This window comes from Spirillospora sp. NPDC029432 (genome assembly GCF_040703975.1).
Lineage (GTDB): Bacteria > Actinomycetota > Actinomycetes > Streptosporangiales > Streptosporangiaceae > Spirillospora.
The window spans coordinates 14,374-39,555 of the sequence record NZ_JBEZWH010000045.1 but is presented as its reverse complement, the minus strand read 5'-3'; the positions used below and the strand labels follow the sequence as shown (position 1 = coordinate 39,555).

Genomic DNA, 25,182 nt, shown 5'->3' with positions numbered 1-25,182 from the left:
ACTCGGGCTCGGTGGCCTGGCCGGTCGTGGCGGACTCCTCGGACGCTGATTCGGGCCGGACGGCCGCGGGACCGGACGCTTGCGCGCCGCCGCCGGCCGTCTCGGTCTCGGACGCTGTGCTTCCCACGCCCCCTACCGTACGTCGCTCAGCCGGTCGTGCCGCCGGGGCGGTCCGGCAGCGCGCTGACACCGGAGGGCGGCAGGCCCGCCGTGGTGCACATCACCTCGCACCACGCGCGCACGTGCCCCTCCAGGTCGTCGCCGGTCGGGGACCACGAGGCGCGCAGCTCCAGCTCGGTGGTGGACGGCTCGCCGCGCTTGTCGCCGAAGCTCTCGGAGACCGCGCGGGTGATCGTGCCGGACTCGCCCGCGTACCCGGCCGGCTCCAGCGCCTCCAGCAGCCAGCTCCAGGCCACCGAGCCGATCAGCTCGTCGGCGGCGATCTCGGGCTCCAGGTCGGCCCGGATGTAGGCCACCACGCGGAACCCGCCGGTCCAGCCGGAACGGCCCTCGGGGTCGTACAGGACGATCAGCCGCCCCATGGCGGCCTCGGTGTCGTCCTCGCGGTAGACGCTGCCCGACATCGCCGTGGCGTACGGTGCCAGGCGCTGCGGGGCGGGCATGTCCTCCAGGTCGAGCTCGGGCCGCAGCGGCGGGCCGTCGATGATCGCGCGCAGCGTCTCGACCGCCTTCTGGAACGGCGCCGGGGTCACGGGCGCACCGGCCGCGGGGAGCTCGGCGGGCAGATCGGAAGGCAGGTCTGCCGGTAGGTCGGAGGACAGGTCGCCGGCGGCGCCGGCCGCGGGTGGCGCCGCGGGGCGGTGGGGCCGGTGGGGGCCGTTCGGGTGCGCGGGAGGGCAGCCCGTGAGGCCGGGGGGCGTGGAAGAGACAGGCACAGCACAGGTGATTTCGTTTCGGGGGCCGGGCCGGTCAGGCCACGGCCCGCTGGGACGCGGTCCGGCGGGGCCGCGGAGGGCCGGGGGCCGGGTCGGGCGCCGGGGCTTCAGAGCCTTCGGCGGCGGCGGTGGCTGCGTCGGAAGCGGTGCCGGAGGCGGGGCCCGGGGTGCCGGCCGGGAAGCCGGTCAGGACGGCCGAGCCGCAGTCGACGCACGCCAGCTCGGGGCAGTCGGGGCCGTGCCCGTCCTGGCAGGGCGGACGCTCGAAATCGCGCTCGTCGCCGCAGGTGGAACAGTACAAGGGGGACCTCCCTCGGCTATGACACGGATCACGTTCGCACGAGCCACCGACAGAATGCGGGACTTCGCTCGGCGTGTCCGGAACTTCGTGGACGACCGGGGCGGCCGTACGGGACGACGGGGGACCTGGTGCGCGGCTCCGGCGAGGTCATGGGACCATCGTGGGGTGGTCACCGACGCTGATGTTCCGCAGGACTCCGCCGGGCTCCGCGAGAGCGCCTTCCTGAAGGCGTGCCGCCGCGAGCCCGTTCCGCACACCCCGGTCTGGTTCATGCGCCAGGCCGGCCGGTCGCTCCCGGAGTACCTTAAGGCCCGCGAGGGCGTGGCGATGCTGGAGGCGTGCGCCCGGCCGGACCTGATCGTGGAGATCACGATGCAGCCGGTGCGGCGGTACGCCGTGGACGCCGCGATCTTCTTCAGCGACATCATGGTGCCGCTGCGCGCCATCGGGGTCGACCTGGACATCAAGCCGGGCGTCGGCCCGGTGATCGCCGACCCGATCCGGGACCGCGCGGGCGCGGCGCGGCTGCGCCCGCTGGAGCCCGATGACGTGCCGTACGTCACCGAGGCCGTGCGCGGCCTGGTCGGCGAGCTGGGCGGCACCCCGCTGATCGGGTTCGCGGGCGGCCCGTTCACGCTCGCGTCGTACCTGATCGAGGGCGGCCCGTCCAAGAACCACGACCGCACCAAGGCCCTGATGTACGGCGAGCCCGAGCTGTGGGCGGAGCTGATGGAGCGGCTCGCCGACATCACGATCGGGTTCCTGAAGGTGCAGGTGGCCGCGGGCGCGAGCGCGATCCAGGTGTTCGACTCCTGGGTGGGCGCGGTCGCGCCGGAGGACTACCGGGCGTCGGTGCTGCCGCACACCCGCCGCATCTTCGCGGAGATGGAGCCGCTGGGCGTGCCCCGCATCCACTTCGGCGTCGGCACGGGCGAGCTGCTCGGGCTGATGGGCGAGGCCGGGGCCGACGTGGTGGGCGTCGACTGGCGGGTGCCGCTGGACGAGGCCGTCCGCCGGGTGGAGCCCGGCAAGGCCCTCCAGGGCAACCTGGACCCGGCGCTGCTGTTCGCGCCCTGGGAGGTCGTCGAGCGGCGGGCGCGGGACGTCCTGGAGCGCGGCCGTACCGCCGAGGGCCACGTCTTCAACCTCGGCCACGGCGTGCTGCCGACCACGAACCCCGACATGCTCGCCCGCCTCGCGGACCTGGTCCACGAGGCGAGCGCGCGCTGACGGGCCCGCCGGCCGCTACCGGGGCGGCTCGGGGGCGTTCTCCCGGGCCGGTTCCCCGCCCTCTCCGGCGGACTCCTCTTGGGCGGACTCCATGCCGGGGACGATCTCCGGGGCCGGAGCCCGCGCGGGGGCCGGCGGCTTCGGCGGCGCGGGGTGCGCCCTCCGCCACCGGCGCCGGAGGAGGTAGGCGGGGACGCCGACGGTCGCGGCGAGCGCCAGGAACGGCAGCAGCCAGCCGGCCACGAGCGCCAGCCCGGACAGGAAGCCCGTGAACGCCGCCCAGCCGCTCTTCAGGCCGCCGAGGAAGCCCTTGGGGTCACCGTCGTCCCTGGGGGCGTTCTCGGGCGACTGGACGACGAGCGACACGGTCGCGTAGGCCGTGCTCGCCTTGAGGGCCTTCTGCCGTGCCTGGAGGGCCTCCAGATCGGCCTGCCGGGTCGCGATCTGCTCCTCGACGTTGATCACCTCGCCGACCGTGTCCGCCCGGTCCAGCAGCTTGCGGAACGAGGCCAGCGTGGCCTCGGCCGACCGGACCCGGCTGTCGACGTCGGCGACCTGCTCGGTGACGTCCTCGGCCTCCTGGCGCAGCGAGACCTTCTCGCCGAGCCGCCGGGTGAGCTGGTCCAGGACCGCCGCGTACCGGTCGGCGGGGATCTTCAGGGTGAGCCGGGCCGTCGCAGGGTCGGTGGCCGAGGTCTCGTCCGCCACGTAGCCGCCCGCCGCGCCGGTCAGCTGCTTGGCCGTCGCCGCGGCCCGCTCGACGCCCTCGGCCTTCACCCGCAGGTCGGCCGAGTAGACGACGGCGCGCCCGGCGGGGGCCTGGAGCCGTTCGGGGGCCCGGGCGCCCTGCCGGTCGGCGGACCCGCCGGAACCGGTGGCACCGCCGCCGGAGTAGCGGTTGGTCGTGGTGTCCTGGGCACCCCCGCCCTCCTTGGCGGCCGGGGCGGGCGCGCCCGCCCCGGAGGATTCGCTGCCGCCGCCTCCGCCGCAGGCGGCCAGGGCGCCGGCCAGCAGCAGTACGGCGAGCACGCACACGGCGTGTCTGACGGTTCTGACGGTCAGCATGGCGCTCTGACGGTATGACGCAGATCACCGTTCCGGCGGCCGGATCGCGATCCGGCCACGATGAGGCCGCGCCCAGGTCACGCCCCAGGTGGACGGGTCCACCACTCGCGGCGCGAGCGGTCGCGAGAGGTGGGGTGCTGCCGGGTCCGCGGGGGGTGTCTGGGATCGTTGAGGGCATGAGCACCTCCCATGTCGTGGTCGTCGGGGCCGGCATCGCGGGCCTCGCGGCGGCCCGGACCCTGGCCCGCGGCGGCGCGCGGGTGACCGTTCTGGAGGGCTCCCCGCGGATCGGCGGCAAGCTCCAGGTCAGCGAGATCGCCGGGGTGCCGGTGGACGAGGGCGCGGAGTCGATGCTGGCCCGCCGCCCGGAGGGCCTGGACCTGGTCCGCGACCTCGGCCGGTCCGGCGATCTGGTGAACCCGGGGACGACCTCGTCGGCGATCCTCAGCCACGGCGCGCTCCGCCGGATCCCGTCGGGGCAGGTCATGGGCGTCCCGTCCGACCTGCGCGCGCTGGCGGGCTCGCACGTGCTGTCCGCCGGGGGGATGGCCCGCGTCCCGCTCGACCTGCTGCTGCGCGAGACGCCGCGCGGCAGCGACGTGTCCGTCGCCGACTACATCGGCGCCCGGATGGGCCGCGAGGTCGTCGACCGGCTCGTCGAGCCGCTGCTGGGCGGGGTGTACGCGGGCCGCGTCGAGGAGCTCTCGTTCGAGTCGACCCTTCCCGCCGTGGCCGCCGCCGCCCGCTCGCACCGCTCGCTCATCGCCGCCGTGCGCGGCATCCGGGAGGCGGCGCCCGACCCGGCGCGGGCCGGGCCGGTGTTCGCCACCCTCCCCGAGGGGCTCGGCACCCTGCCGCACCTGGTCGCCGAGGACCTCGCGGCCGCCGGCGGAACGGTCCGGACCGGGACCGCGGTCCGCGAGCTGCGCCGCACCCCGGAGGGCTGGCGCCTCACCCTCGGCTCCACCCGCGACCCCGAGCGGCTGGACGCCGACGCCGTCGTGATCGCCGTACCGGCCGTGCCCGCCGCGCGCCTCCTGGACGCCGACGTCCCGGCCGCCGCGCGGGAGCTGGCCCGCATCGACTACGCGAGCATGGCCATCATCACGCTCGCCTACTCGGCGAGCGCGTTCCGCCGCCTTCCCACGGGCAGCGGCTACCTCGTACCGGCCGTGGAGGGGCGCGAGGTCAAGGCGGTCACGTTCAGCTCCGTCAAGTGGCCCCACCTGCGCGACCGGGAGCCGGGCGTCATCGCCGTGCGGTGCTCCATCGGGCGGTTCCGCGAGGAGGAGGCCCTGCAGCGGAGCGACGACGACCTCAAGGCCGCCGCGATGACCGAGCTGGCGGCGACCTGCGGGGTCTCGGAGCTGCCCGTGGAGAGCAGGGTGACCCGCTGGGGCGGGGGCCTGCCGCAGTACAACGTGGGCCACGCCGACCGCGTGGCGCGCATCCGCGCCGCCGTCCTCCGGCAGCCGGGACTGGCCGTGGCGGGGGCGGCGTACGACGGACTGGGCATCCCGGCCTGCATCGCGAGCGCGCGCGCCGCGGCGGCCAGGGTGCAGGAGTTTCTGGAGAGCCGGGCGAGAGCCGGGAGGGAATAGCCATGGCAGAGGGCAAGCCCAAGGCGCGCGACCTCAACCAGGTCATCCGCTACACGATGTGGTCGGTGTTCCGCGTCAAGGACACCGGCGTCGTGGGGGAGAAGGACGCGGGCGAGGTGCAGGACCTGCTCGACCAGGCGGCGCGGAAGGACGTGACGACGCGCGGCCTGTACGACGTCGCGGGCCTGCGCGCGGACGCCGACTACATGTTCTGGTGGCACGCGCCGGCGTCGGAGGACCTGCAGGAGGTCTACTCCCGCTTCCGCCGCACGGCGCTGGGGCGGGCGAGCGAGCCGGTGTGGTCGCAGATGGCGCTGCACCGGCCGGCGGAGTTCAACAAGGGGCACATCCCGGCCTTCCTGGCCGACGAGGAGCCCCGCGCGCACGTGTGCGTGTACCCGTTCGTGCGCTCGTACGAGTGGTACCTGCTGCCCGACGACGAGCGCCGCGCGCTCCTCGCCGAGCACGGCATGATGGCGCGGGACTACCCGGACGTGCGGGCCAACACGGTGCCGTCGTTCGCGCTGGGCGACTACGAGTGGATCCTGGCGTTCGAGGCGGACGAGCTGTACCGGATCCTGGACCTGATGCGGCACCTGCGCGGCTCGGAGACGCGCCGGCACGTCCGGCTGGAGATCCCCTTCTACACCGGCCGCCGCAAGCCGGTCGCGGAGCTGGTCGCGGGCCTGCCGTAGCGGTCACGGCCCGGCCCGCGAGGCGGATTGCGCGATGCGGGCCGGGCCCGGCCGAAAGGCCAGTAAAGTGCTGGCCGTGACCAAAGCTCCTCCCAGGCACGGCCGCGGCCGGCACGCCAAACCGCCGTCCCAGATCAGCGTCCGGTGGAACCGGCTGGCCAGGGCGGCGCGGGGGAGACGCCGGCTGGTCGCGGCCGGCACGGGCACCGCCACGGTCGCGCTCGCCGCCGTGGTCGCCGGGGTCGCGTTCGCGGCGGTCGACGGGGACGGCGGGCACGACGCCGCGGCGGCCGCGCAGCAGAAGCGCTCCTCCGCCGCCGCCACTCCGGCCGCGAGTGAGCCGGCGGACGCGCCCGGGGACGAGACGGCCGACGTCCTCCCCTACATCCAGACGAAGGACCCGGACAAGAAGGTCTCCAAGTACGTCAAGGACGTGCAGCGCACCGGCGACTTCCTGCGGGTCTACACCGACCTCGAAGAGGGCGACGAGAACTCGGAACCGGCCGTCTCCCTCTGCGAGTGGACCCTGGAGTTCCTGAAGAGCGGCGGGGACGAGAAGCCCCGCGTCTTCGTGCACGGCAAGAGCTCCGGGAACGGCAGCGTCGTCCTCGCCAACAAGCAGAGCGACAAGGACGACTGCGAGGTCGGCGAGACCCGCTGACCGCCGGAGCCCGGGGGCCGGGAGGCCCGGGGAGCCCGGGTGTGGCCGGTCAGCCGGCCGGTTCGAGGGCCAGCGACACCGAGTTGATGCAGAACCGCTTGTCGGTCGGGGTGTCGTACCCCTCGCCCTCGAACACGTGGCCCAGGTGCGAGTCGCAGTTCGCGCACCGCACCTCGGTCCGGACCATGCCCAGCGACCGGTCCTCGATCAGCACCACCGCGTCCGACTCCGACGGCTGGTAGAACGACGGCCAGCCGCAGTGCGAGTCGAACTTCGTCTCGGAGCGGAACAGCTCCGCGCCGCAGGCCCGGCACCGGTAGACGCCCACCGTCTTGGTGTCGGTGTACTCCCCGGTGAACGGCCGCTCGGTGCCCGCCTCGCGGAGCACGTGGTACTCCTCGGGGCTGAGCTGCGCCCGCCACTCTTCCTCGGTCTTGTGGATCTTCCCCATGCTCATGACGTTACCTCGTGCCGGGCTTTCCCGACTCTGTCCGACGCGTGGGTTAACGTGCCAGCATGGCCTCGCCGTTCATCGAGATCCCGGTAGGGGATCGGCTCGTCAAGGTGACCAATCCCGACAAGGTGTACTTCCCGGAGCACGGCTACACCAAGCGGCAGCTCGTGGAGTACTACCTGGCCGTGGGGGAGGGGATCCTGCGCGCCACCCGCGACCGCCCCACCACGCTCGAACGGTGGCCGTCGGGGGTGTTCGAGGGCGCCCGCCTCGCCACCCGCGACAACCCGCACGGCGCCGACGCGTTCTACCAGAAGCGCATCCCGAAGAACGCGCCCGACTGGGTGAAGTCGGCCCGGATCGACTTCCCGAGCGGCCGGTCCGCCGACGAGGTCTGCCCCACCGAGGTCGCCGCCGTCGCCTGGGCCGCCAACCTCGGCACCCTCACGTTCCACCCCTGGCCGGTCCGCGCCGGCGACGTCGACCACCCCGACGAGCTGCGCATCGATCTCGACCCGCAGCCCGGCACCGGCTTCGAGGACGCCGTCCGGGTCGCCCTCGGCCCCGCCCGCGACCTGCTGGACGAGCTGGGCTACACCGGCTTCGTCAAGACCTCCGGCAAGGGCGGCGTCCACATCTACGTGCGGATCGAGCCGCGCTGGACGTTCACCGAGGTCCGCCGCTCCGCCCTCGCGTTCGGCCGGGAGATCGAGCGCCGCGTCCCCGACCAGGTGACGACGAAGTGGTGGAAGGAGGAGCGCGGCGAGCAGATCTTCGTGGACTTCAACCAGAACGCCCGCGACCGGACGATCGCCTCCGCCTACAGCGTCCGCCCGGCCCCGCACGCGCCCGTCTCCGCGCCGGTGACCTGGGACGAGCTGGGCGACGTCCGCCCCGAGGACTTCACCATCGTCACCATGCCCGAGCGCTTCGCCAAGGTCGGCGACCTGCACGCGGCCATCGACGACCGGGCGTTCTCGCTGGAGCCGCTCCTGGAGATGGCCGACCGCGACGAGAACGACCACGGGCTCGGCGACATGCCGTACCCGCCGAACTACCCGAAGATGCCCGGCGAGCCGAAGCGCGTCCAGCCCAGCAAGGACCGCGACGGCCACTGACGGGCACTGACGGCGGGACGCGGCGAGCCGCCGGCCCGGGAGGACCGGCGGCTCGAAGGATCAGTCGGTCAGTGGAAGTCGCGCGGCTGGACGGGGAGGACGACGTTCGCCGGGCCCCTCCAGATGTCGCGGGGCTCGGGCGCGACGAACGGGGAGACGTCCGCGGAGTCCAGGACGACCGGGACGCGGACGGAGCTGCCCGCCAGGTCCACGGTCACCCGGGCGCCGGTGGGCGTCTCGGTGGTGTAGTCGGCGTCGGTGCCCGCGATGATCAGCGCGATGCGGTGGCCCTTCTTGAGCACGTACTCCTGGCTGAGGGTCTCCCAGCGCACGCCGTAGTACCTGCCGGGCTTCAGGGGGCGCGGGTCGCTGAGCGAGGCGTGGTTCTGGGCGTCGAGCCAGCCCCGGCCGACGACGTTCACCGGTGAGGTGACCGTCTTGGTGCGGGTCTGCTTGTAGCAGGCGTCGTCGGCCGCGGTGCTCTCCCCGTGGCAGCTCTCGGTGGCCAGGGTCTCGATGCCCTCGCCCCGGCCGAGGTAGTCGATCCGGGTGTCCTCGCCGTAGTCGACCAGGAGGGCGGTGAGGTTGGCGGTCGGCCTGTCGAGCTTGACCTTGAGCCGCGCGGAGGGCGTGCCGGAGATGCGGGCGGAACGGGGCGCCGGGCCCGAGACGTACGCCAGCCGGTACGGCTTGGCGGCCGTCGGGTCGCTGACCAGCTCCCCTTCGCTGTAGCCCGCGCCCTCGGGGCCGGGGGAGTCGGTGAACGTGCCGGTGCCGCCGCCGAGCGAGCCGCCGGCGTCCGGGCGCAGGGTCAGCGCGCGGGCGCCGGGGGCGGGCCAGTCGCGCTGGGTGATCCACTGGTCGGGGCCCACCTCGATGTCGGCGCGCGGCTCCCGCAGCGCACCGTTGTCGATCTTGTGCAGCTCGTGGTCGAACCACCGGTGCAGCGTCGCGACCCACTTCTCCCGGCGGGTGTCGAACGGGTCGACGTGGCCGCGCTGCGACAGCCACACCTTGCGGGTGACGCCGCGCTTCGCCAGCCCCTCCCACCAGAGCGAGAAGTGGTTGGTCTTGACGTTCAGGTCGTTGGCGCCGTGGAAGGCGAAGACGCTCGCCCGCACGTTCCCGACGTTCCCGACCGTGCCGCGCCGGTAGTTCGACTCCGACCAGTAGGCGTTGTAGTTCCCGGTCGCGTCGTCCTCGCCCCGGTCCAGTTCGGCGCGCACGGCGGCGCACTTGGCGGGCGGGTCGGTGTCGACGTAGTCGGCGAGCCAGGGCTGCTCGTCGTTCCAGTACTTCACGCCGTTCATCCGGCTGTAGTCGTACCAGCTGCTGATCGCCGAGATGGGGACGATGGTCTCCAGCCCGCGGACCCCGGTCGCGGCGACGCCGTTGGCGATCGTCCCGTCGTACGACTTCCCGATCATGCCGGTGCGGCCGGTGCTCCAGCCCGCCTTCACCGGGCCGCCGTCCGCCCGGTACGCCTTGGCGCGGCCGTTCAGCCAGTCCACCACGGCCTTGGCGCCCAGGACGTCCGGCGCGCCGCCCGAGGTCGGGCAGCCGTCCGACTTCGTGGTCCCGATCATGTCGACCGCGAGGAACGCGTAGCCGCGCGGGACGAAGTAGTTGTCGTAGAAGAGCGGGAACTTCACCGGGTTCCCGTTCGCGTCGTAGGTCTTGCGCTCGGACTCGTTGCCGCGCCCGGCGTTGTCGTAGTACGGGCTGGCGTCCATGATGACCGGCACCTTCAGGCCGCGGTCGGACTCCTTCGGCCGCACGATGTCGACGTTCACCCGGTCGCGCCTCCCGTCGCCGTCGCTGTCGACGGGCGACTCGACGAAGACGTGCTCGCGGATGGCGTCCTTGTAGGAGAAGGCGGGCTGGGTGAGCCCGTCCTTCACCACGATCCTCGGCACGGCGGCACGCGCCTCGGCGGCACCGGCCGCCCCGATCAGGGCGGCGGCGGCCAGCGTGGCGATCGTGGCGCTGCGTCGCAGGGGTCTCCTGGTCAACCCGCACCTCCGGTGTAGTTGATCACTGTCAGAGGCACAGGTTCCTCGCCCGGACGCGGCGGGTAAAGGTCGGCGCCTTGGGAAACCCGGCCGGTTTTGGTCGGAAGATGCCCGTAACGCGGATTACGGTCGCCTGTGTCGGCGGCCGAAGGGTGGACGGCCCCCGTGCGGGCAGGCACGCGGCGAACCGTCTGGAGGAGACGATGGGCTGGAGCTACCGGAAATCGATCAAGCTGGGGCCGTTCCGCCTCAACCTGTCGAAGTCGGGTGTCGGGCACAGCGTCGGCGGGCGCGGCGCCCGCTACACCCGCACCGCCGACGGCCGCAAGGAGATGACGTTCCGGATCCCCGGCACCGGCCTCTCCTGGCGCCGCCCCATGGGATCCCGGCGCGGCAGGCGCCGGTGAGCAGCGGCGGCGCCGCCGGCCGACCGGGGCTGCGGCACCGGCGGCCCGCCGCTGTGTCGAATGCGTCCCTGGCCCACTGCGCTCGCCTGGCGGCTCGCTCCGTGACCACGAACGGGCGAGCGCGACATCGCGTCGCGATCTGACCGGGGGAGGCCCGCCTTCGGCTTCGCCTCCCCCGGTCAGGTAGCGCGCTCGCGCGGTGGCCGGGGGCCGCGCGGACGGAGTTCTAGCGGCGCGTGGCCCGGTTGGCGGCCGACAGTACGGCTCGTACGGGGTCCTCGCCCGCGCCCCATCGCGTGACGCCGTCCACGCGGCAGCGGGCGTACGCCGTCCCGGCGCGTTCGTCCTGCTCCAGGACGTCGACCTTGACGTCCGCCGCCGACAGGGCGGCGGTGAGAGCCGGGACCGGACCCTCGCCGCCGCCCGCGTGCCCGCGGCCATCGACCCGGACCACCGCCGTGAAGTCCTCCCGGCCGGGGCCGCTGTGGGTCGCGCGCAGGCCGGCCAGGACGATCGGGCCCTCGGTGAGGTACGTCGCGTGGAACAGGTCCCGCAGTTGTGCGGCCGTCATCTCCTCGCCGGTGGCGTCGGTCGCCTCCTGGACGACCTTGGAGAACTCGACGCGCAGGCCGCGGGGCAGGTCCAGGCCGTATCCGGTCTCCAGCAGGTAGGCGATGCCGCCCTTGCCGGACTGGCTGTTGACGCGGATGACCGCCTCGTAGTCGCGGCCCACGTCGGCCGGGTCGATCGGCAGGTACGGGACGTCCCAGGGGGCCTGGCCCGCCGGGACGCCCAGCGCGGCGGCCTGCCGGGCGTGGTGCGCCATGCCCTTGCCGATCGCGTCCTGGTGGGTGCCGGAGAAGGCGGTGTAGACCAGGCCGCCGCCGTACGGGTGGCGGTCGTGGACGGGGATCCGGTTGCAGTGCTCGACGGTGCGGCGGATCTCGTCGATGTCGGAGAAGTCGATCATCGGGTCGACGCCCTGCGCGTGCAGGTTGAGGGCCAGCGTGACCAGGTCCACGTTCCCGGTGCGCTCGCCGTTGCCGAACAGGCAGCCCTCCACCCGCTGCGCCCCGGCCAGCATCGCCAGCTCCGCGCAGGCCACGCCGGTGCCGCGGTCGTTGTGCGGGTGCACCGACAGGATCACCGAGTCGCGGCGGGCCAGGTGGCGGTGCATGTACTCGATCTGGTCGGCGTACACGTTGGGGGTGGCGATCTCGACCGTGGCGGGCAGGTTGTGGATCACCGGCCGGTCGGGGGAGGCGTCCCACAGCTCCGTCAGCCCGTCGCAGACGCGCAGGACGAAGTCGGGTTCGGTGCGGTTGAAGACCTCGGGGGAGAACTCGAAGCGCAGCCCGGGACGGTCGCCGGCCAGCCGCGCGACATGCCCGGCGGCGTCCCGGATCAGCTCGTACAGCCGGTCGCGGTCGTGGCCCAGCACGATGTCGCGCCAGGTCGGGGCGGTCGCGGCGTACAGGTGGACGACCGCGCGCGGGACGCCCTCGATCGCGGCGAACGTCCGGTCGATCAGCTCCCGGCGGGCCGGGGTGAACACCACGATCGTCACGTCGCCGGGCACCCCGGCCGGCCCGGCCAGCTCGCGGACGAAGTCGAAGTCGGCGCGGCTGGCCGACGGGTAGCCGACCTCGATCTCCTTGAAGCCCATCGCCACCAGCAGGTCGAACATGCGGCGCTTGCGGGCCGGGTCCATCGGCTCGGCCAGCGCCTGGTTACCGTCGCGCAGGTCGACGGGCACCCACAGCGGGGCGCGCTCGACGCGCCGGGACGGCCAGGCGCGGTCGATCTCGGGGATCAGGACCCGCTCGTGGGCGGGCCTGTAGCGGTGGTACGGCATCGAGCTCGCGCGCTGCGGGTTCCACGCGTCGGGGCCCGCCGGGCCGGCCGGGGTGGTCAGGGTCGGGAAGTTCATGCTGGCCTGTTCCTCGCCGTTCGTCGGACGACCGGCAGCACCGGACCCCGCGGCGGGGTGCCGGTCGTGATCAGGCCCCGCCGCGGCGGCCGAGAAGCAGGCTGCGCGACAGCATGGTCACGTAGACTAGAACTTGTCAGCTCCTCAGACAAGTCGCCTCGGTGTGGAGGAACTCCGCATGCTCCGTCCCAGCCCCCTCGTCGAGCAGGCCGCCCACAACCTCCGCGACCGCATTTCCGCGGGGGAGTGGCCGGTCGGGAGCCGCCTGCCGGGCGAGACGGCCCTGGCCGCCGAGCTGGGCGTGGGGCGCTCGACCGTACGGGAGGCGATCCGCGTCCTGGCGGGCGCGGGCCTGCTGCGGACCCGGCAGGGCGCCGGGGTCTTCGTCGTCGCCACCGAGCCCGCCGCGGACTGGGCCGCCCGGCTGCGCCGCGCCTCGGTCGCCGACGTGTACGAGATCCGGATGATGATCGAGGTGAGGGCCGCCGAGCTGGCCGCCGCCCGCCGCACCGACGCCGACCTGGCCGCCATGGACGCGGCCCTGGCCGGCCGGCGGGCGGCCGCGGGCGGGCCGGCCGAGCCGTTCGTGGACGCCGACATCGCCGTGCACCGGGCCGTCGTCGCGGCGGCCCGCAACCCGCTGCTGACCGACCTGTTCGCGCAGTTCGTCCCGGTGCTGCGGGACGGCCTGCTCGAACTGGTGCGGATCATCGACGTGCGCGCGCACGAGGAGCCGGGCGCCGACGCGCACGCCGCGCTCGTCGAGGCCGTCCGCGACCGCGACCCGGCCGCCGCCGGGCGGGCCATCGGCGCCGAGCTGGCCAGGACCCTCGCGCATCTCCAGCACTCCTGACCACTCCTTACAGTGGTGGGGTGGAGATCCTTCCAATGCTTCCCGAGCACGCCGACGAGGTGCTCGCCATCTTCCAGAGCGGGATCGACGGTGGCAACGCGACGTTCGAGACGGCCGCCCCGAGCTGGGAGAGGTTCGACGCCGGAAAGCTGGCCGCGCACCGCTTCGTGGCCCGCGACGCCGACCGCGTGCTGGGCTGGGCCGCGCTGTCCCCGATCTCCGATCGCGCCTGCTTCGCCGGGATCGCCGAGGTCTCGATCTACATCGACCCCGCGGCGCAGGGCCGCGGGGTGGGCCGGGCCCTGCTCGGCGCCGTGATCGACTCCAGCGAGCGCGGCGGACTCTGGACGCTCCAGGCCGGGATCTTCCCCGAGAACGTCGCCAGCATCCGCCTCCACGAGGCGCTCGGCTTCCGTACGATCGGCGTCCGCGAGCGCATGGCGCGGCACGACTTCGGCGGGACGAGCCGCTGGCGCGACGTGGCGTTCCTCGAACGCCGCAGCCCCGTGATCGACTGACCGACAGGACCGCATGCCCCTCGCCGATGATCTCGACCGGGCCGTCCGGCTCGCGCTCGACACCCTCCGCCCGGCCGCCCCGGACGCCTGGGACCGCAAGGCCGGCTCCCTCGACTGGACCTGCTGGGAGACCGCCGAGCACCTGGCCGACGACCTCTTCTCGTACGCCGCGCAACTCGGCCCCAGGACGCCCGCCCAGGACGGCCCGGTGCCGTTCGCCTGGGTGAGCCGCCGGCCCGGCGGCCCCCGGAACGCGATCCACGCCGACCGCGCGGCGGGCCCGGACGGCCTCCTGCAGGTGCTGGAGGCGAGCGGCGCGATGCTGAGCGCGCTGGTCCGCGCCGCGCCGCCGGAGCTGCGCTCGTACCACAGCTTCGGTGTCGCGGACCCGGCCGGCTTCGCGGCGATGGGCGTCGTGGAGACCCTGGTGCACACCCACGACATGGCCGAGGGTCTCGGCCTCGGCTGGACGCCGCCCGCCGGCGTGTGCGCCCCGTCCCTCGCCCGGCTCTTCCCCGACGTACCCGGGGACGGCGATCCGTGGACGGCCCTGCTGTGGGCCACCGGCCGCGCCGAGCTGCCCGGCCGCCCTCGCCGCACCGGGTGGAGCTGGCGCTCCGCCCCCTGAACGGCCCCGCCCGGCCCCGGCGGGCGCCCCTCCCCGGACGGCGGGGGAGGGGCGCGGCGTGCCGGGTCAGTCCGCCGGAGTGAGGGCGGCGAGGACCGGCGGCAGGTCGCCGTCGTGGACGACGGTGAGGCGGCGGGTGGCGCGGGTGATCGCGACGTACAGGTCCTGGCCGCCGCGCGGCGACTCGGACATGATCGCCGCCGGATCGACGACGATCACCGAGTCGAACTCCAGGCCCTTGGCCTCGTCGGTGGTGAGCACCACCACGGGGGAGTCGAGCGCCTCCGGCGTGGCGCCGTACTCGGCGTCCGGCAGGGCCGCGCGGACCGCCGGGTAGCGCCGGCCGGACGAGATCACCGCGAGCCGGCCCGCGCCGCGCTCACCGGTGTCGATCTCGGCCAGCTCCGCGCCGACGAGGTCCGGCAGCTCCGCGGGAGCGATCCGCAGCGCGCGCGGCGGCGGCCCGTCGTCGCGGACCGGCTCCGGCGGCACCTGGTCGGGCGCCACCGCGGCCAGCACGTCCGCCGCCACCCGCATGATCGCGGCCGGGGTGCGGTAGTTGACCATCAGCCGCTGCTCGCGCCACCGGCCCGGCACGTACCGGTCGAGCATCTGGCCCCAGGACCGCGCCCCGGCCGGGCTGCCCGTCTGCGCGATGTCGCCGACCACGGTCAGGGATCGCGTCGGGACGCGGCGCATCACCGTCCGCCACGCCATCTCCGACAGCTCCTGGGCCTCGTCCACGATCACGTGCCCGTACGCCCACTGCCGGTCGGCGGCGGCGCGCTCCGCCGTGGTCAGTGGCGGGCCGTCGTCGTGGTGGCGCCCGGCGAGGGTGGCCGCGTCGACCCAGTCCGCCGCGTTCATCCAGTCCACCCCGGTCTGCCCGGTGGACTCGATGGCCTCGCGGGCGTAGCGCTCCTCCTCGGCCTGCTCGGCCGCGGCGGCGCGGGCCCGGATCCGGTCGGCGGTGTCGTCCTCGCCCAGCCACTCGGCCGCCTCGTCCAGCAGCGGCACGTCCGACACCGTCCAGTCCGCGCCGGCGGCGCGGTGCAGCAGCCGCCGCTCGGGCGCGGACAGGTGGCCGCCGGCCCGGTCGAGCGCGGCGGGGGCGGCGAACAGGTCCGCGAGCAGGCGCTGCGGGGTGAGCTCCGGCCACAGCGCGTCGATCGCCGCCCGCACGGACGGGGTCTGCCAGAGCGCCTCCTTGGCGAGCTTCAGATCGGCCTCGTCCAGCAGCGGCTCGTCCTCGGCCTCGTCGATCAGCTCCTGGAGCCAGGCGGGCACGCCGCTCTCGGCGATCATCTGCTCCAGCGGCTCGTCGGCCAGCCGGTCGTACTGCCGGGCGCGGTCCAGCGCGAGCGCCTCCAGCAGGTCGTGCACGTAGAGCCGGCGCTGGATGTTGTGCGGCGCGCGCAGCGCCCGCGCGCGGTCGCGGGCGCGGACGCAGTCCTCATGGGGGACCCGCAGCACCATGTCGTCGGCCGCCACCTCAAGATCGCCCTCCGGGACCGCCTGCCGGTCCCGGACGGCGTCCTCCACCAGCTTCGCCATCCGGATGTCGCCCTTCAGCACGGCCGCCGCGGGCGTCTCGTACTCGGTGGCGCGCACGCCCGGGTAGAGCGACCCGACGGTCGCCAGCGCGACGTCGGTCTCGCCGAGCCCGGGGAGCACCTGCTCGATGTAGCGCAGGAACGTCGCGTTCGGCCCCACGACCAGGACGCCGCGGCGTTCGAGCACGCCGCGGTGGGTGTAGAGGAGGTACGCGGCGCGGTGCAGCGCCGCGACGGTCTTGCCGGTGCCGGGGCCGCCCTGCACGACCAGGACGCCGTGCAGCCCGGACCGGATGACCTGGTCCTGCTCCTCCTGGATGGTGGCGACCACGTCGGTCATCCGGCCGGTACGGCCGCGGCGCAGCGTCGCCAGCAGCGCCGCCTCGCCGACGATCGTGCCGCGGTCGTCCTCGGACAGGCCGTCCAGGTCGAACACCTCGTCGTCGAGCCGGACCACCGAGCGGCCGCGCAGGTGGAGGTGGCGGCGGCGCGCCAGCGTTCCCGGCGAGCCGGGCGTGGCGGTGTAGAACGGGCGGGCCGCCTCGGCCCGCCAGTCGATCAGCAGCGGCTCGCGGTCCGCGTCGCGCAGCCCCACGCGCCCGATGTAGAAGGTGTCGCCGGGCTCGTCCTCCTCGGCGCGGTGGTCGATGCGGCCGAAGCACAGGGCGCGCTCGACCGCCGACAGCCGGGCCAGCCGGCGGGCCGCCGCCTCGGTGGCCGCCTGCCGCTCGACCCTGGCCTGGAACGCGCTGCCGCCGCCGGTGCGGGCCGGTCCCGACCGCAGCTCGGCCTCGGCCTGCTCGCGCTCGGTGTCGAGCCGGTCGTACAGGCGCGTGACGTACTCCTGCTCGGTGCGCGTCGCGGCCTCCCGCGCGGCGTCGGCGTCCGGCTGGGAAATCGGTTCCGGTACGGACTTGACTTGACGGGCTCGCATGCGTCCGGTAGTCTCCTGTTCGTAAGGTAGAGGTGGTGTCGGCCTGTTTGCAGGCGGAAGCCTACCATCCTTCATGCCGCCCCGGTGCCCGCCGCCGGGGTTTTTCTGTTTCCGCCTCCCCGTTTCCGGGTTACGGTCCCCGTTTTTCCGGTTTCTTGGGCGGGCCCTTCGCGCGTCCTCCGGCCGCCCCGCGCGCCGGACGGAAAAGATCGGTTCTGTTGGAACGCGTGTCATCTGCACGGAACGCCGCGGTCACCGGCCTCCGTGAGGCTTTCCGGCGATCATCACCGACCGTTCGAAGGGTCACCTCACGCCATGGCCGACGCTCAGCAGCCGCTCGCCCGGAGATCGTTCCTCGTCACCACCGGTCTCGCCACCACGGGTCTCGCCACCATGGGCGTCGCCGCCGGCGCGGTGGCCGCGCCCGCGCACGCCGCGGCCCGCCGCGCCCCCGGCAACCTCGCCGGCGACCCGTTCACCCTCGGCGTCGCCTCCGGCGACCCCGACCACGACGGCTTCGTCCTCTGGACGCGGCTCGCGCTCCGGCCGCTGGCCGAGGACGGCCTCGGCGGCATGCCGGACGCCGCGTTCCCGGTGCGGTGGGAGGTCGCCGCCGACGAGCGCTTCCGCCGGATCGAGCGGCGCGGTACCGCCACCGCCCGCCCCGAGTCGGCCCACAGCGTGCACGTCGAGCTCAGGGGCCTGCGCCCCGGCCGCGAGTACTGGTACCGCTTCCGCGCCGGGAACTTCGTCTCGCCCGTCGGCCGCGCCCTCACCGCGCCCCGGCCGTCGTCCTTCGGGCCCGCGCTGTCCATGGCGTTCGTGTCCTGCTCGCAGTACGAGCACGGCCTGTTCACCGCGTACCGCCGGCTGGCCGAGGAGCAGCCCGACCTGGTCCTGCACCTGGGCGACTACCAGTACGAGTACCGGAAGGGCGTCTACACCATCCCCGGCGGCAACGTCCGCGACCACGAGGGCCCCGAGACCGTCACGCTCGCCGGCTACCGCCAGCGGCACGCCCAGTACAAGTCCGACCCCGACCTCCAGGCTGCCCACCACGCCGCCCCCTGGCTGGTCGTCTGGGACGACCACGAGACCGAGAACAACTGGGCCGGCGCGGTGCCCGAGGCGGGCTCCGACACGCCCGACCCGGCCGACTTCCGCGCCCGCCGCGCCGCCGCGTTCCAGGCGTACTACGAGAACATGCCGCTGCGCCGCAGCTCGGTCCCGCGCGGCCCGGAGATGCAGATCTACCGCCGCGTCCGCTGGGGCCGGCTGGCGAACTTCCACATGCTCGACACCCGCCAGTACCGCGACGACCAGGCGTGCGGCGACGGCTACAAGGACTGCGCCGCCGCGAGCGACCCGAAGCGCTCCATCACCGGCGACGCCCAGGAGAAGTGGCTGCTGGACGGCTTCCGCCGCTCGGCGGCCCGCTGGGACGTCCTCGGCCAGCAGGTGTTCTTCGCCCAGCGCGACAACAACTCCGGCCCCGCCAAGGTCACCAGCATGGACGGCTGGGACGGCTACGTCGCCTCCCGTGACCGCATCACCAAAGGCTGGCTGGACGCGAAGGTCCGCAACCCCGTCGTGCTCACCGGCGACGTCCACGCCCACTGGGCCAGCGACCTCAAGGCGAACTACGACGACCCGGACTCGAAGACCATCGGCGCCGAGCTCGTCTGCACGTCCATCACCAGCGGCGGCGACGGCGCGGACTCCGACCCGGCGAGCCACCCGTTCCTGAAGATCAACCCGCATTTGCGCTTCTACAACAACCAGCGCGGCTACGTGATCAGCCGGCTGGACCGCGACGAGATGCGCTCGGACTTCAAGACGCTCCCCACCGTCCGCACTCCCGGCGCCGAGGCGTCCACCAAGGCCACCTTCGTCGTCGAGGACCGTGTGCCGGGCGTCCGGCAGACCTACCTGCGCCCGCACGTCAGCACCAAGTCCGACACCCGGGCCGACCGCGACCGGATCCGCGAGACCATCGAGAACGAGACGCGGCGCCCGTAGCGGCCGCGCCCGCCGCCCCGCGCCCCCGGCACCGTCCGGGGCGCGGGGCGGCGCGCTTCAGGCGCCGGGGCCCGCGAAGATGTTGTCCAGGTCGTACGCCACGGGCACCTCGAGCTGCTCGTAGTTGCAGGACTCCGGAGTACGGTCGGGGCGCCACCGGCGGAAGCGCGCCGTGTGGCGGATGCGGTCGCCCTCCATGCCCTCGTAGGCGACCTCGGCGACCAGCTCGGGCCGCAGCGCGACCCAGGTCAGGTCCTTCTTGCCGGTCCAGCGGGAGACCGCGCCCGGCATGCGGTCGGCGGTGGCCTCGGTCTGCCGGGCCCAGCCCTCCCAGGGATGCCCGCCGTAGTCCTCCATCCGGTACGGCTGGAGCTCCTCGACCAGCTCGGCGCGGCGCTTCATCGTGAACGACGCGGCGACGCCGACGTGCTGCAGCATGCCGTCCGCGTTGTAGAGGCCGAGCAGCAGCGAGCCCACGATCGGGCCGGACTTGTGCCAGCGGAACCCCGCGACGACGCAGTCGGCGGTGCGCTCGTGCTTGACCTTGAACAGCACGCGCCGGTCGGGCTCGTACCCGATGTCCAGCGGCTTGGCGATGACGCCGTCGAGGCCGGCGCCCTCGAACTCCTCGAACCAGCGCAGGGCCGTGTCGTAGGAGTCGGACGCCGGGGTGACGTGGATCGGCGCGCTCACCTCGCCGAGGGTCTCGACCAGGCGCCGGCGCCGCTCGCCCAGCGGCACCTCCATCAGCGACTCGTCGCCCAGCGCCAGCAGGTCGAAGGCGATGAACGAGGCGGGCGTCTGCTCCGCCAGCAGCTTGACCCGGGACGCGGCGGGATGGATGCGCTGCTGGAGGCGGTCGAAGTCGAGCCGCGAGCCGCTGCGCAGGACGATCTCGCCGTCCACCACGCAGCGCTCGGGCAGCTCGCGCTTCACCGCCTCGACCAGCTCGGGGAAGTAGCGCGTCAGCGGCCGCTCGCCGCGGCTGGAGAGCTCAACCTCGTCGCCGTCGCGGAAGACGATGCAGCGGAAGCCGTCCCATTTCGGCTCGTACAGCACGTCGCCCTTGGGCATGGTCTTGACCGCTTTGGCCAGCATCGGCGACAGCGGCAGGCTGATCGGCAGGTCCATCCCCCCATCCTGGACCCCGCCACCGACAATGCGGGAGACCGCCCCCCGCGCCCGGCCCGTGTCGCCGCCCCCGCGCTAACCTGCGGGGATGCGCCGATTGCTGCCCGAGCCCGCCGCCGAGGCCGATCCGTACGAGGCGTACGGGGACGCGCCCGGCCTGCGGATCGGCATGGTGATGAGCGCCGACGGCTCCGTCACCGACGACGAGGGCTGGACCGACCGGCTGGGCGGCGAGGCCGACTTCCGGGTCTTCCGCACGCTGCGGGCGCTGGCCGACGCGATCCTGGTGGGCGCCGGGACGGTCCGCACCGGGCGGCTGGGGCCCGCGCGGCTGCGCGCCGACCTGCGGGAGCGGCGGGGCGGCCCGCCCGCGCCGATCGTGGTCGTGAGCCGCACGCTCGACCTGGACTGGTCGCTGCCGCTGTTCACGGCGGCCGAGACGCCCACGATCGTGGTCACCTCACCGGCGGCCCTGGCCGGGCACGCCCCGCCGGTGCGGGCCGTCGCGCCGGGCGAGGACGGTGACGAGGAGATCGACCTCCCGGCGGCGGTGCGGCTCCTCCAGGAGGAGTTCCCGCGGCTGCTGTGCGAGGGCGGGCCGGCGCTGACGACCTCGCTGATCCGGGAGGGCCTCGCCGACGAGCTGTGCCTGAACGTGGCGCCCACGCTGTACGGCGGAGGCCCCCGGCACACGCGGCTCCTGGGGGAGCTGCCGGCGGAGGTGCGGCTCCGGCCGGCGGCCGTGTACGTCGACGAGGGCGTGCTGTTCCTGCGTTACCGGCTGCGCACGTAGCGCAGGAACAGGAAGCCCGCGTCGTCGGAGTCCTCGATCACGTGCGCCAGCCGCAGCCGGGCGGCGGGCGGCAGCACCGTCCCGTCGAGGACGCGGGGCGCGTTCCCGGAGGCGAGCACGGGGCTCACGGTCAGGCACAGCTCGTCCAGCATGCCCGCGGCGGCCACCTGGGCGAGCAGGTGCGGGCCGCCCTCGCAGAGCACGCGCCGGTGCCCCATCCCGGCGAGCCGCTCGAAGGCCGAGGCGAAGTCGCAGCCCGCGCGGCCCAGCTGGATCACCTCGGCGTGCTCGCGGGCGGCGCGGAGCCGGTCCGGGTCGGCGTCCCGGACGGTCAGCACGATCGTCCGCGCGTCCGGGGCCGCCTCGGTGAAGATGGGCGCGGTGAAGTCGAGGTCGAGGGACCGGGACACGATCGCGATCGCGGGCGTCTCCGGGCGGCCGGTCCGGAGCCCCTCCCAGGACGGGTGGGGCCGCGCGGGCCCGTACCCCTCGGCGCGGACCGTCCCGGCGCCCACCAGGATCACGTCGGCGAGGCCGCGCAGGTACAGGAACAGGTGGCGGTCGGCGTCGCCGCCCAGCCCGCCGCTGCGGCCCTCCCACGTCGCGGCCCCGTCCGCGCTGGCCACCATGTTCGCCCGCACCCAGGGGCGGTCGAGGCAGGGCGGGTACGCGTACGCCTCCGCCAGGTCGGCCTTGCCGTTCTCGGGAGTGAGTCGCCGCATGAGCATGCCCGCCAAGCTACTGCACCCGATCGGCGCGCTCGATAACGGGCGGTATGCGATTCGGCCGTTTCCGTCACGCCCGGCGGCCGCGCGGGAGACACTACGCCCGGGAGGCAAGGACCGCGCCGAAAGGAGCCGGGGGTGGAGTTCGCCGCGCTGGGCGCCTGGCTGGTAGCGGCGGCCGTGGGCGCGTACCTGATGGCGACCTGGATCACCGGCGGCGGCCTGCGCCGGCAGGCGACCAAGGTGACGCGCTACCCGCTCCTCGTCCTGGTCGGCCATCCGCTGGCGGCGGTCGCCGGCCTGCTGCTCTGGGCGGCGTTCCTGGCGACCGGGCAGGCCGCGTACGCGTGGGGCGCCTTCACGGCGCTGCTGGTCGTCATGCTCCAGGGGTTCGTGCTGTTCACGCGCTGGCTCGTCGGGCGGGGCGGGCGGCACGCCCGGGACGCCGGGCAGGAGTTCCCGGCCAGGGCCGTCATCCTGCACGGCGCGGTCGGGGCCGCCACGTTCGTGCTGGTGCTGCTGACCGCCGTCAGGGCCGGCGCCTAGCCGCCCGCGCATGGGGTTGCACCTTCCGTAGCGGCATGTGGTTCGGTGATCACATCCCGATCCCTTGAGGAAGGTCCCTGTTCATGCGTTCGTCCTTCATGCCGCCTCGCCAGGTCAAGATCGGTGACGCGGCGGCCTTCGCCGGCACCACGCCGCGGGCGATTCGCCACTACCACGAGATCGGCCTGCTCCCCGAGCCCGAGCGGGGCGGCGACGACCGCCGCCGCTACGGGTACGAGGACATGATCCGACTGCTGTGGATCCGCAGGACGGCCGACGCCGGGATCGCCCTGGACGACATCCGTGACGCCTTCACCACCGGCACGGCCTCCGCCGGTGCGGACGGCGGGGACGGTATCGCGGGCATCCTGGAGCGGCTGGAGGAGACCCTCGCCGAGCAGGAGGCGGAATTGCGGCGGCAGCGGACCGCCGTGCAGCGGATGCGCACCGAAGGCAGCCGGATGGGCCCGCTCTCCGACGTCGTCACCGACCGTCTCAAGAGCCTGCCCGAGGGCTCCCTGCGCCAGGCGGACCTGGACACCCTGCTGGTCACCGAGCGGATCTTCGGCCCGCTCGGCGCGGCCGTCCAGGCCACCCGCTTCGCCGCCCTGGCCACGCATCCCGCTCTGCGGGAGGACTCCGACCGCGTCGACGAGGCCGAGGAGGCGCTCGATGACGGCGTCGCCGTCGATGATCCGCGGGTGGCCCAGGTCGCCGCCGAGCGGCACGCCTTCGAAAGCGTCCTGGAGGCCGCCATCGAGGAGTCCGGCCTGGGGAAGGACGACGATGCCCTCTTCGACGCCTGGGACGCTCTGCACCCCGCCACCGCCGATGACGGCGAGGACGAGGCCGGCTCCATGAGCGTGCTCGAAGCCATCGGCAAGATGCCCTACGACTTCTCCCCGGCCCGCCTGCGCTGCATAGAACTGGCCGCAGAGCTGTCCGCCCAAGAGTCTCCCGCCGCCTGCCACACGGCCTAGACGATCCGGCGGAGCACCGTCAGGGAGCGGCTGACCACGGTGACCAGGTCGCGCGCCTTGACGCGGGGCCGCTCGCCGACCGCGCGGGGGTCGGCGGTGTCCAGGGCGTACTCCCACCGCTCGCCGTACTCCGGCCCGGGCAGCTCGAACCCCACCGGCTCGGAGTGGGCGTTGATCAGCAGCAGGAACGAGTCGTCCCGGATCCGCCGGCCGCGCTGGTCGGGCTCGGTGATCGCGTCGCCGTTGAGGAAGACGCCCAGCGACTTCGCGAACCCGGCGTTCCAGTCGTGGTCGGTCATCGGCTCGCCGCCCGGCGTCAGCCAGGCGATGTCGGCGGGCGCGGCGCCCGGGGCGCCGCCGGTGAAGAAGCGGCGGCGCCGGAAGACGGGATGGTCGCGCCGCAGCCGCGACAGGACGCGGACGAACTCCAGGCCGCAGCCGCCGGCGTCGTCCCAGTCGACCCAGGCGATCTCGTTGTCCTGGCAGTAGGCGTTGTTGTTGCCGTGCTGCGTGCGGCCGAACTCGTCGCCGTGCGACAGCATCGGCACGCCCTGCGACAGGAACAGCGTGGCCAGGAAGTTGCGGCGCTGGCGCGCCCGCAGCGTGCGGACGTCGGTGTCGCCGGTCGGGCCCTCGGTGCCGCAGTTCCAGGACCGGTTGTCGTCGGTGCCGTCCCGGTTTCCCTCGCCGTTGGCCTCGTTGTGCTTGCCGTTGTACGCGACGAGGTCGGCGAGCGTGAAGCCGTCGTGGCAGGTCACGAAGTTGATCGACGCGAACGGGCGGCGGGCGCTGTTCTCGTAAAGGTCGCTGGAGCCGGTCAGCCGGGACGCGAACTCCGGCAGCGTCGCCGGCCGCCCCCGCCAGTAGTCGCGGACGGTGTCGCGGTACTTGCCGTTCCACTCCGTCCACAGCGGCGGGAAGTTGCCTACCTGGTAGCCGCCCTCGCCCACGTCCCACGGCTCGGCGATCAGTTTCACCTGCGACACCACCGGGTCCTGCTGGACGAGGTCGAAGAAGGCGGCCAGCCGGTCGACGTCGTGCAGCTCACGGGCCAGCGCCGAGGCCAGGTCGAACCGGAACCCGTCCACGTGCATCTCCAGGACCCAGTACCGCAGCGAGTCCATGATCAGCTGGAGCGCGTGCGGGCTGCGCACGTTCAGCGAGTTGCCGCAGCCGGTGTAGTCGAGGTGGTAGCGCTTGTCGTCGTCGCGCAGCCGGTAGTACGAGGCGTTGTCGATGCCGCGGAACGACAGCGTCGGGCCCAGGTGGTCGCCCTCGGCGGTGTGGTTGTAGACCACGTCGAGGATCACCTCGATGCCGGCCGCGTGCAGCGCCCGCACCATCGCCTTGAACTCCAGCACCTGCTCGCCGCGCTGCCCCGAGGAGCTGTAGGCGTTGTGCGGCGCCAGGAAGCCGAGGGTGTTGTAGCCCCAGTAGTTCGTCAGGCCGCGCGCGACCAGCGCGTGCTCGGGCACGTGCTGGTGCACCGGCATCAGCTCGACCGCCGTCACGCCCAGCTCGGTCAGATGGTCGATCATCACCGGATGGGCGAGCGCGGCGTACGTGCCGCGCTGCTCCTCGGGGATCGCCGGATGCAGCTTCGTCAGGCCCTTGACGTGCGCCTCGTAGATCAGGCTCTCGTGGTACGGCACGCGCGGCGGCCGGTCGTCGCCCCAGTCGAAGAACGGGTTGATCACCACGTTCTTCGGCATGTAGGGCGCGCTGTCGTCGTTGTTGAGCGTCCCGGGGTCGGCGAACCGGTACGAGAACAGCGACTCGTGCCAGCGGATCTCGCCCTCGACGGCCTTGGTGTACGGGTCGAGCAGCAGCTTGTTCGGGTTGCAGCGGTGGCCGTTCCGCGGGTCGTACGGGCCGTGCACGCGGTACCCGTACCGCTGGCCGGGCCCGACGCCGGGCAGGTAGCCGTGCCAGACGAACCCGTCGACCTCGGGCAGGACGATGCGCTCCTCGTGCCCCTCGGCGTCGAACAGGCACAGCTCCACCCGGTGCGCCACCTCGGAGAACAGGGCGAAGTTGGTCCCGGTGCCGTCCCACGTGGCGCCCAGGGGGTAGGCCTCGCCGGGCCAGACCTCCCGCATCTCTCCACCCCTCGGCTCGTCGCGCGCGAGCCT

23 protein-coding genes are annotated in these 25,182 nt (G+C 73.9%); 13 read left to right on the top strand and 10 right to left on the bottom strand.

Annotated features, from left to right (window positions below):
* Positions 1-146 precede the first annotated feature (146 nt).
* Together AB0881_RS28690 and AB0881_RS28685 are read right to left on the bottom strand one after the other, a co-directional pair.
* Positions 147-713, bottom strand: coding sequence for a DUF3000 domain-containing protein (locus tag AB0881_RS28690; protein WP_366621753.1), 567 nt, complete (start codon positions 711-713; stop codon positions 147-149).
* 217 nt (positions 714-930) lie between these two features.
* A complete protein-coding gene (locus tag AB0881_RS28685) occupies positions 931-1,197 on the bottom strand; it encodes a hypothetical protein (protein ID WP_366621751.1) in 267 nt (88 codons plus the stop codon).
* Positions 1,198-1,362: 165 nt separating this feature from the next.
* Here AB0881_RS28685 and hemE point away from each other — a divergent pair, with 165 nt between their 5' ends.
* On the top strand, positions 1,363-2,427 hold the full coding sequence (hemE, locus tag AB0881_RS28680; protein ID WP_366621749.1) for a uroporphyrinogen decarboxylase: 1,065 nt from the start codon (positions 1,363-1,365) through the stop codon (positions 2,425-2,427).
* 15 nt (positions 2,428-2,442) lie between these two features.
* Here hemE and AB0881_RS28675 read toward each other — a convergent pair whose 3' ends face one another.
* Positions 2,443-3,492, bottom strand: coding sequence for a DUF4349 domain-containing protein (locus AB0881_RS28675; RefSeq protein ID WP_366621747.1), 1,050 nt, complete (start codon positions 3,490-3,492; stop codon positions 2,443-2,445).
* A 176-nt stretch (positions 3,493-3,668) separates the two neighbouring features.
* Between AB0881_RS28675 and hemG the strand changes: the two genes are divergently transcribed.
* The 3 genes from hemG (at position 3,669) to AB0881_RS28660 (ending at position 6,449) form a co-directional block, all read left to right on the top strand.
* Positions 3,669-5,093, top strand: coding sequence for a protoporphyrinogen oxidase (hemG, locus tag AB0881_RS28670; RefSeq protein WP_366621745.1), 1,425 nt, complete (start codon positions 3,669-3,671; stop codon positions 5,091-5,093).
* A gap of 2 nt (positions 5,094-5,095) precedes the next feature.
* Positions 5,096-5,788, top strand: a complete 693-nt coding sequence (gene hemQ, locus AB0881_RS28665; protein WP_366621743.1) for a hydrogen peroxide-dependent heme synthase — start codon at positions 5,096-5,098, stop codon at positions 5,786-5,788.
* 76 nt (positions 5,789-5,864) lie between these two features.
* Positions 5,865-6,449 (top strand): hypothetical protein, encoded by a 585-nt coding sequence (locus AB0881_RS28660; protein WP_366621741.1) that lies wholly within the window; start codon positions 5,865-5,867, stop codon positions 6,447-6,449.
* Positions 6,450-6,498: 49 nt separating this feature from the next.
* Here AB0881_RS28660 and msrB read toward each other — a convergent pair whose 3' ends face one another.
* A complete protein-coding gene (gene msrB, locus AB0881_RS28655; RefSeq protein WP_366621802.1) occupies positions 6,499-6,900 on the bottom strand; it encodes a peptide-methionine (R)-S-oxide reductase MsrB in 402 nt (133 codons plus the stop codon).
* Between the two features lie 65 nt (positions 6,901-6,965).
* Between msrB and AB0881_RS28650 the strand changes: the two genes are divergently transcribed.
* Positions 6,966-8,021, top strand: a complete 1,056-nt coding sequence (locus AB0881_RS28650; protein WP_366621739.1) for a DNA polymerase domain-containing protein — start codon at positions 6,966-6,968, stop codon at positions 8,019-8,021.
* Between the two features lie 68 nt (positions 8,022-8,089).
* Here the strand turns inward: AB0881_RS28650 and AB0881_RS28645 are convergent, their stop codons facing one another.
* Positions 8,090-10,033: a Xaa-Pro dipeptidyl-peptidase gene (locus AB0881_RS28645; protein ID WP_366621737.1), complete on the bottom strand. Its 1,944-nt coding sequence runs from the start codon at positions 10,031-10,033 to the stop codon at positions 8,090-8,092.
* Between the two features lie 203 nt (positions 10,034-10,236).
* On the opposite strand from AB0881_RS28645, the gene AB0881_RS28640 reads away from it, so the two are divergent.
* On the top strand, positions 10,237-10,440 hold the full coding sequence (locus AB0881_RS28640; protein ID WP_366621735.1) for a DUF4236 domain-containing protein: 204 nt from the start codon (positions 10,237-10,239) through the stop codon (positions 10,438-10,440).
* Between the two features lie 226 nt (positions 10,441-10,666).
* Here AB0881_RS28640 and AB0881_RS28635 read toward each other — a convergent pair whose 3' ends face one another.
* The gene (locus tag AB0881_RS28635; protein ID WP_366621733.1) at positions 10,667-12,370 is read right to left on the bottom strand and encodes a 2-isopropylmalate synthase; all 1,704 of its coding nucleotides are present in this window, start codon (positions 12,368-12,370) and stop codon (positions 10,667-10,669) included.
* A gap of 178 nt (positions 12,371-12,548) precedes the next feature.
* Here AB0881_RS28635 and AB0881_RS28630 point away from each other — a divergent pair, with 178 nt between their 5' ends.
* From AB0881_RS28630 to AB0881_RS28620, 3 genes are read left to right on the top strand one after another with little or no spacing between them, the layout of a single operon-like run.
* Positions 12,549-13,223 (top strand): FCD domain-containing protein, encoded by a 675-nt coding sequence (locus AB0881_RS28630; protein WP_366621731.1) that lies wholly within the window; start codon positions 12,549-12,551, stop codon positions 13,221-13,223.
* Positions 13,224-13,243: 20 nt separating this feature from the next.
* Positions 13,244-13,741 (top strand): N-acetyltransferase family protein, encoded by a 498-nt coding sequence (locus tag AB0881_RS28625; protein WP_366621729.1) that lies wholly within the window; start codon positions 13,244-13,246, stop codon positions 13,739-13,741.
* Positions 13,742-13,754: 13 nt separating this feature from the next.
* Positions 13,755-14,369, top strand: a complete 615-nt coding sequence (locus AB0881_RS28620) for a maleylpyruvate isomerase N-terminal domain-containing protein (RefSeq protein WP_366621727.1) — start codon at positions 13,755-13,757, stop codon at positions 14,367-14,369.
* A gap of 66 nt (positions 14,370-14,435) precedes the next feature.
* On the opposite strand, the gene AB0881_RS28615 is transcribed toward AB0881_RS28620, so the two are convergent.
* Positions 14,436-16,856 carry an ATP-binding domain-containing protein gene (locus AB0881_RS28615; protein WP_366621725.1) on the bottom strand — a complete coding sequence of 807 codons (2,421 nt, stop codon included), beginning with the start codon at positions 16,854-16,856 and terminating at the stop codon, positions 14,436-14,438.
* Between the two features lie 315 nt (positions 16,857-17,171).
* Between AB0881_RS28615 and AB0881_RS28610 the strand changes: the two genes are divergently transcribed.
* Positions 17,172-18,875 (top strand): alkaline phosphatase D family protein, encoded by a 1,704-nt coding sequence (locus AB0881_RS28610; protein WP_366621723.1) that lies wholly within the window; start codon positions 17,172-17,174, stop codon positions 18,873-18,875.
* Between the two features lie 57 nt (positions 18,876-18,932).
* Here AB0881_RS28610 and AB0881_RS28605 read toward each other — a convergent pair whose 3' ends face one another.
* The gene (locus AB0881_RS28605) at positions 18,933-20,006 is read right to left on the bottom strand and encodes an ATP-dependent DNA ligase (RefSeq protein WP_366621721.1); all 1,074 of its coding nucleotides are present in this window, start codon (positions 20,004-20,006) and stop codon (positions 18,933-18,935) included.
* A gap of 88 nt (positions 20,007-20,094) precedes the next feature.
* Between AB0881_RS28605 and AB0881_RS28600 the strand changes: the two genes are divergently transcribed.
* Positions 20,095-20,799 carry a dihydrofolate reductase family protein gene (locus AB0881_RS28600; RefSeq protein WP_366621719.1) on the top strand — a complete coding sequence of 235 codons (705 nt, stop codon included), beginning with the start codon at positions 20,095-20,097 and terminating at the stop codon, positions 20,797-20,799.
* Here the strand turns inward: AB0881_RS28600 and AB0881_RS28595 are convergent.
* On the bottom strand, positions 20,781-21,527 hold the full coding sequence (locus AB0881_RS28595) for a pyrimidine reductase family protein (protein WP_366621717.1): 747 nt from the start codon (positions 21,525-21,527) through the stop codon (positions 20,781-20,783). The two genes, AB0881_RS28600 and AB0881_RS28595, sit on opposite strands and share 19 nt — an antisense overlap.
* A 135-nt stretch (positions 21,528-21,662) precedes the next feature.
* Here AB0881_RS28595 and AB0881_RS28590 point away from each other — a divergent pair, with 135 nt between their 5' ends.
* On the top strand, positions 21,663-22,070 hold the full coding sequence (locus AB0881_RS28590) for a hypothetical protein (RefSeq protein WP_366621715.1): 408 nt from the start codon (positions 21,663-21,665) through the stop codon (positions 22,068-22,070).
* A gap of 83 nt (positions 22,071-22,153) precedes the next feature.
* A complete protein-coding gene (locus AB0881_RS28585) occupies positions 22,154-23,050 on the top strand; it encodes a MerR family transcriptional regulator (protein ID WP_366621713.1) in 897 nt (298 codons plus the stop codon).
* On the opposite strand, the gene glgX is transcribed toward AB0881_RS28585, so the two are convergent.
* The gene (gene glgX, locus AB0881_RS28580; protein WP_366621711.1) at positions 23,047-25,149 is read right to left on the bottom strand and encodes a glycogen debranching protein GlgX; all 2,103 of its coding nucleotides are present in this window, start codon (positions 25,147-25,149) and stop codon (positions 23,047-23,049) included. The two genes, AB0881_RS28585 and glgX, sit on opposite strands and share 4 nt — an antisense overlap.
* Positions 25,150-25,182 lie beyond the last annotated feature (33 nt).

Excerpts from the sequence above, each read along its gene's own strand:
- AB0881_RS28610 (WP_366621723.1), top strand. The coding sequence starts at position 17,172 with ATGGCCGACGCTCAGCAGCCGCTCGCCCGGAGATCGTTCCTCGTCACC.
- AB0881_RS28585 (WP_366621713.1), top strand. The coding sequence starts at position 22,154 with ATGCGTTCGTCCTTCATGCCGCCTCGCCAGGTCAAGATCGGTGACGCG.
- hemQ (WP_366621743.1), top strand. The coding sequence starts at position 5,096 with ATGGCAGAGGGCAAGCCCAAGGCGCGCGACCTCAACCAGGTCATCCGC.
- AB0881_RS28640 (WP_366621735.1), top strand. The coding sequence starts at position 10,237 with ATGGGCTGGAGCTACCGGAAATCGATCAAGCTGGGGCCGTTCCGCCTC.
- AB0881_RS28675 (WP_366621747.1), bottom strand. The coding sequence starts at position 3,492 with ATGCTGACCGTCAGAACCGTCAGACACGCCGTGTGCGTGCTCGCCGTA.
- glgX (WP_366621711.1), bottom strand. The coding sequence starts at position 25,149 with ATGCGGGAGGTCTGGCCCGGCGAGGCCTACCCCCTGGGCGCCACGTGG.
- hemG (WP_366621745.1), top strand. The coding sequence starts at position 3,669 with ATGAGCACCTCCCATGTCGTGGTCGTCGGGGCCGGCATCGCGGGCCTC.
- AB0881_RS28605 (WP_366621721.1), bottom strand. The coding sequence starts at position 20,006 with ATGGACCTGCCGATCAGCCTGCCGCTGTCGCCGATGCTGGCCAAAGCG.
- AB0881_RS28620 (WP_366621727.1), top strand. The coding sequence starts at position 13,755 with ATGCCCCTCGCCGATGATCTCGACCGGGCCGTCCGGCTCGCGCTCGAC.
- AB0881_RS28650 (WP_366621739.1), top strand. The coding sequence starts at position 6,966 with ATGGCCTCGCCGTTCATCGAGATCCCGGTAGGGGATCGGCTCGTCAAG.
- AB0881_RS28615 (WP_366621725.1), bottom strand. The coding sequence starts at position 16,856 with ATGCGAGCCCGTCAAGTCAAGTCCGTACCGGAACCGATTTCCCAGCCG.
- AB0881_RS28630 (WP_366621731.1), top strand. The coding sequence starts at position 12,549 with ATGCTCCGTCCCAGCCCCCTCGTCGAGCAGGCCGCCCACAACCTCCGC.
- msrB (WP_366621802.1), bottom strand. The coding sequence starts at position 6,900 with ATGGGGAAGATCCACAAGACCGAGGAAGAGTGGCGGGCGCAGCTCAGC.
- AB0881_RS28635 (WP_366621733.1), bottom strand. The coding sequence starts at position 12,370 with ATGAACTTCCCGACCCTGACCACCCCGGCCGGCCCGGCGGGCCCCGAC.
- AB0881_RS28595 (WP_366621717.1), bottom strand. The coding sequence starts at position 21,527 with ATGCTCATGCGGCGACTCACTCCCGAGAACGGCAAGGCCGACCTGGCG.
- AB0881_RS28600 (WP_366621719.1), top strand. The coding sequence starts at position 20,095 with ATGCGCCGATTGCTGCCCGAGCCCGCCGCCGAGGCCGATCCGTACGAG.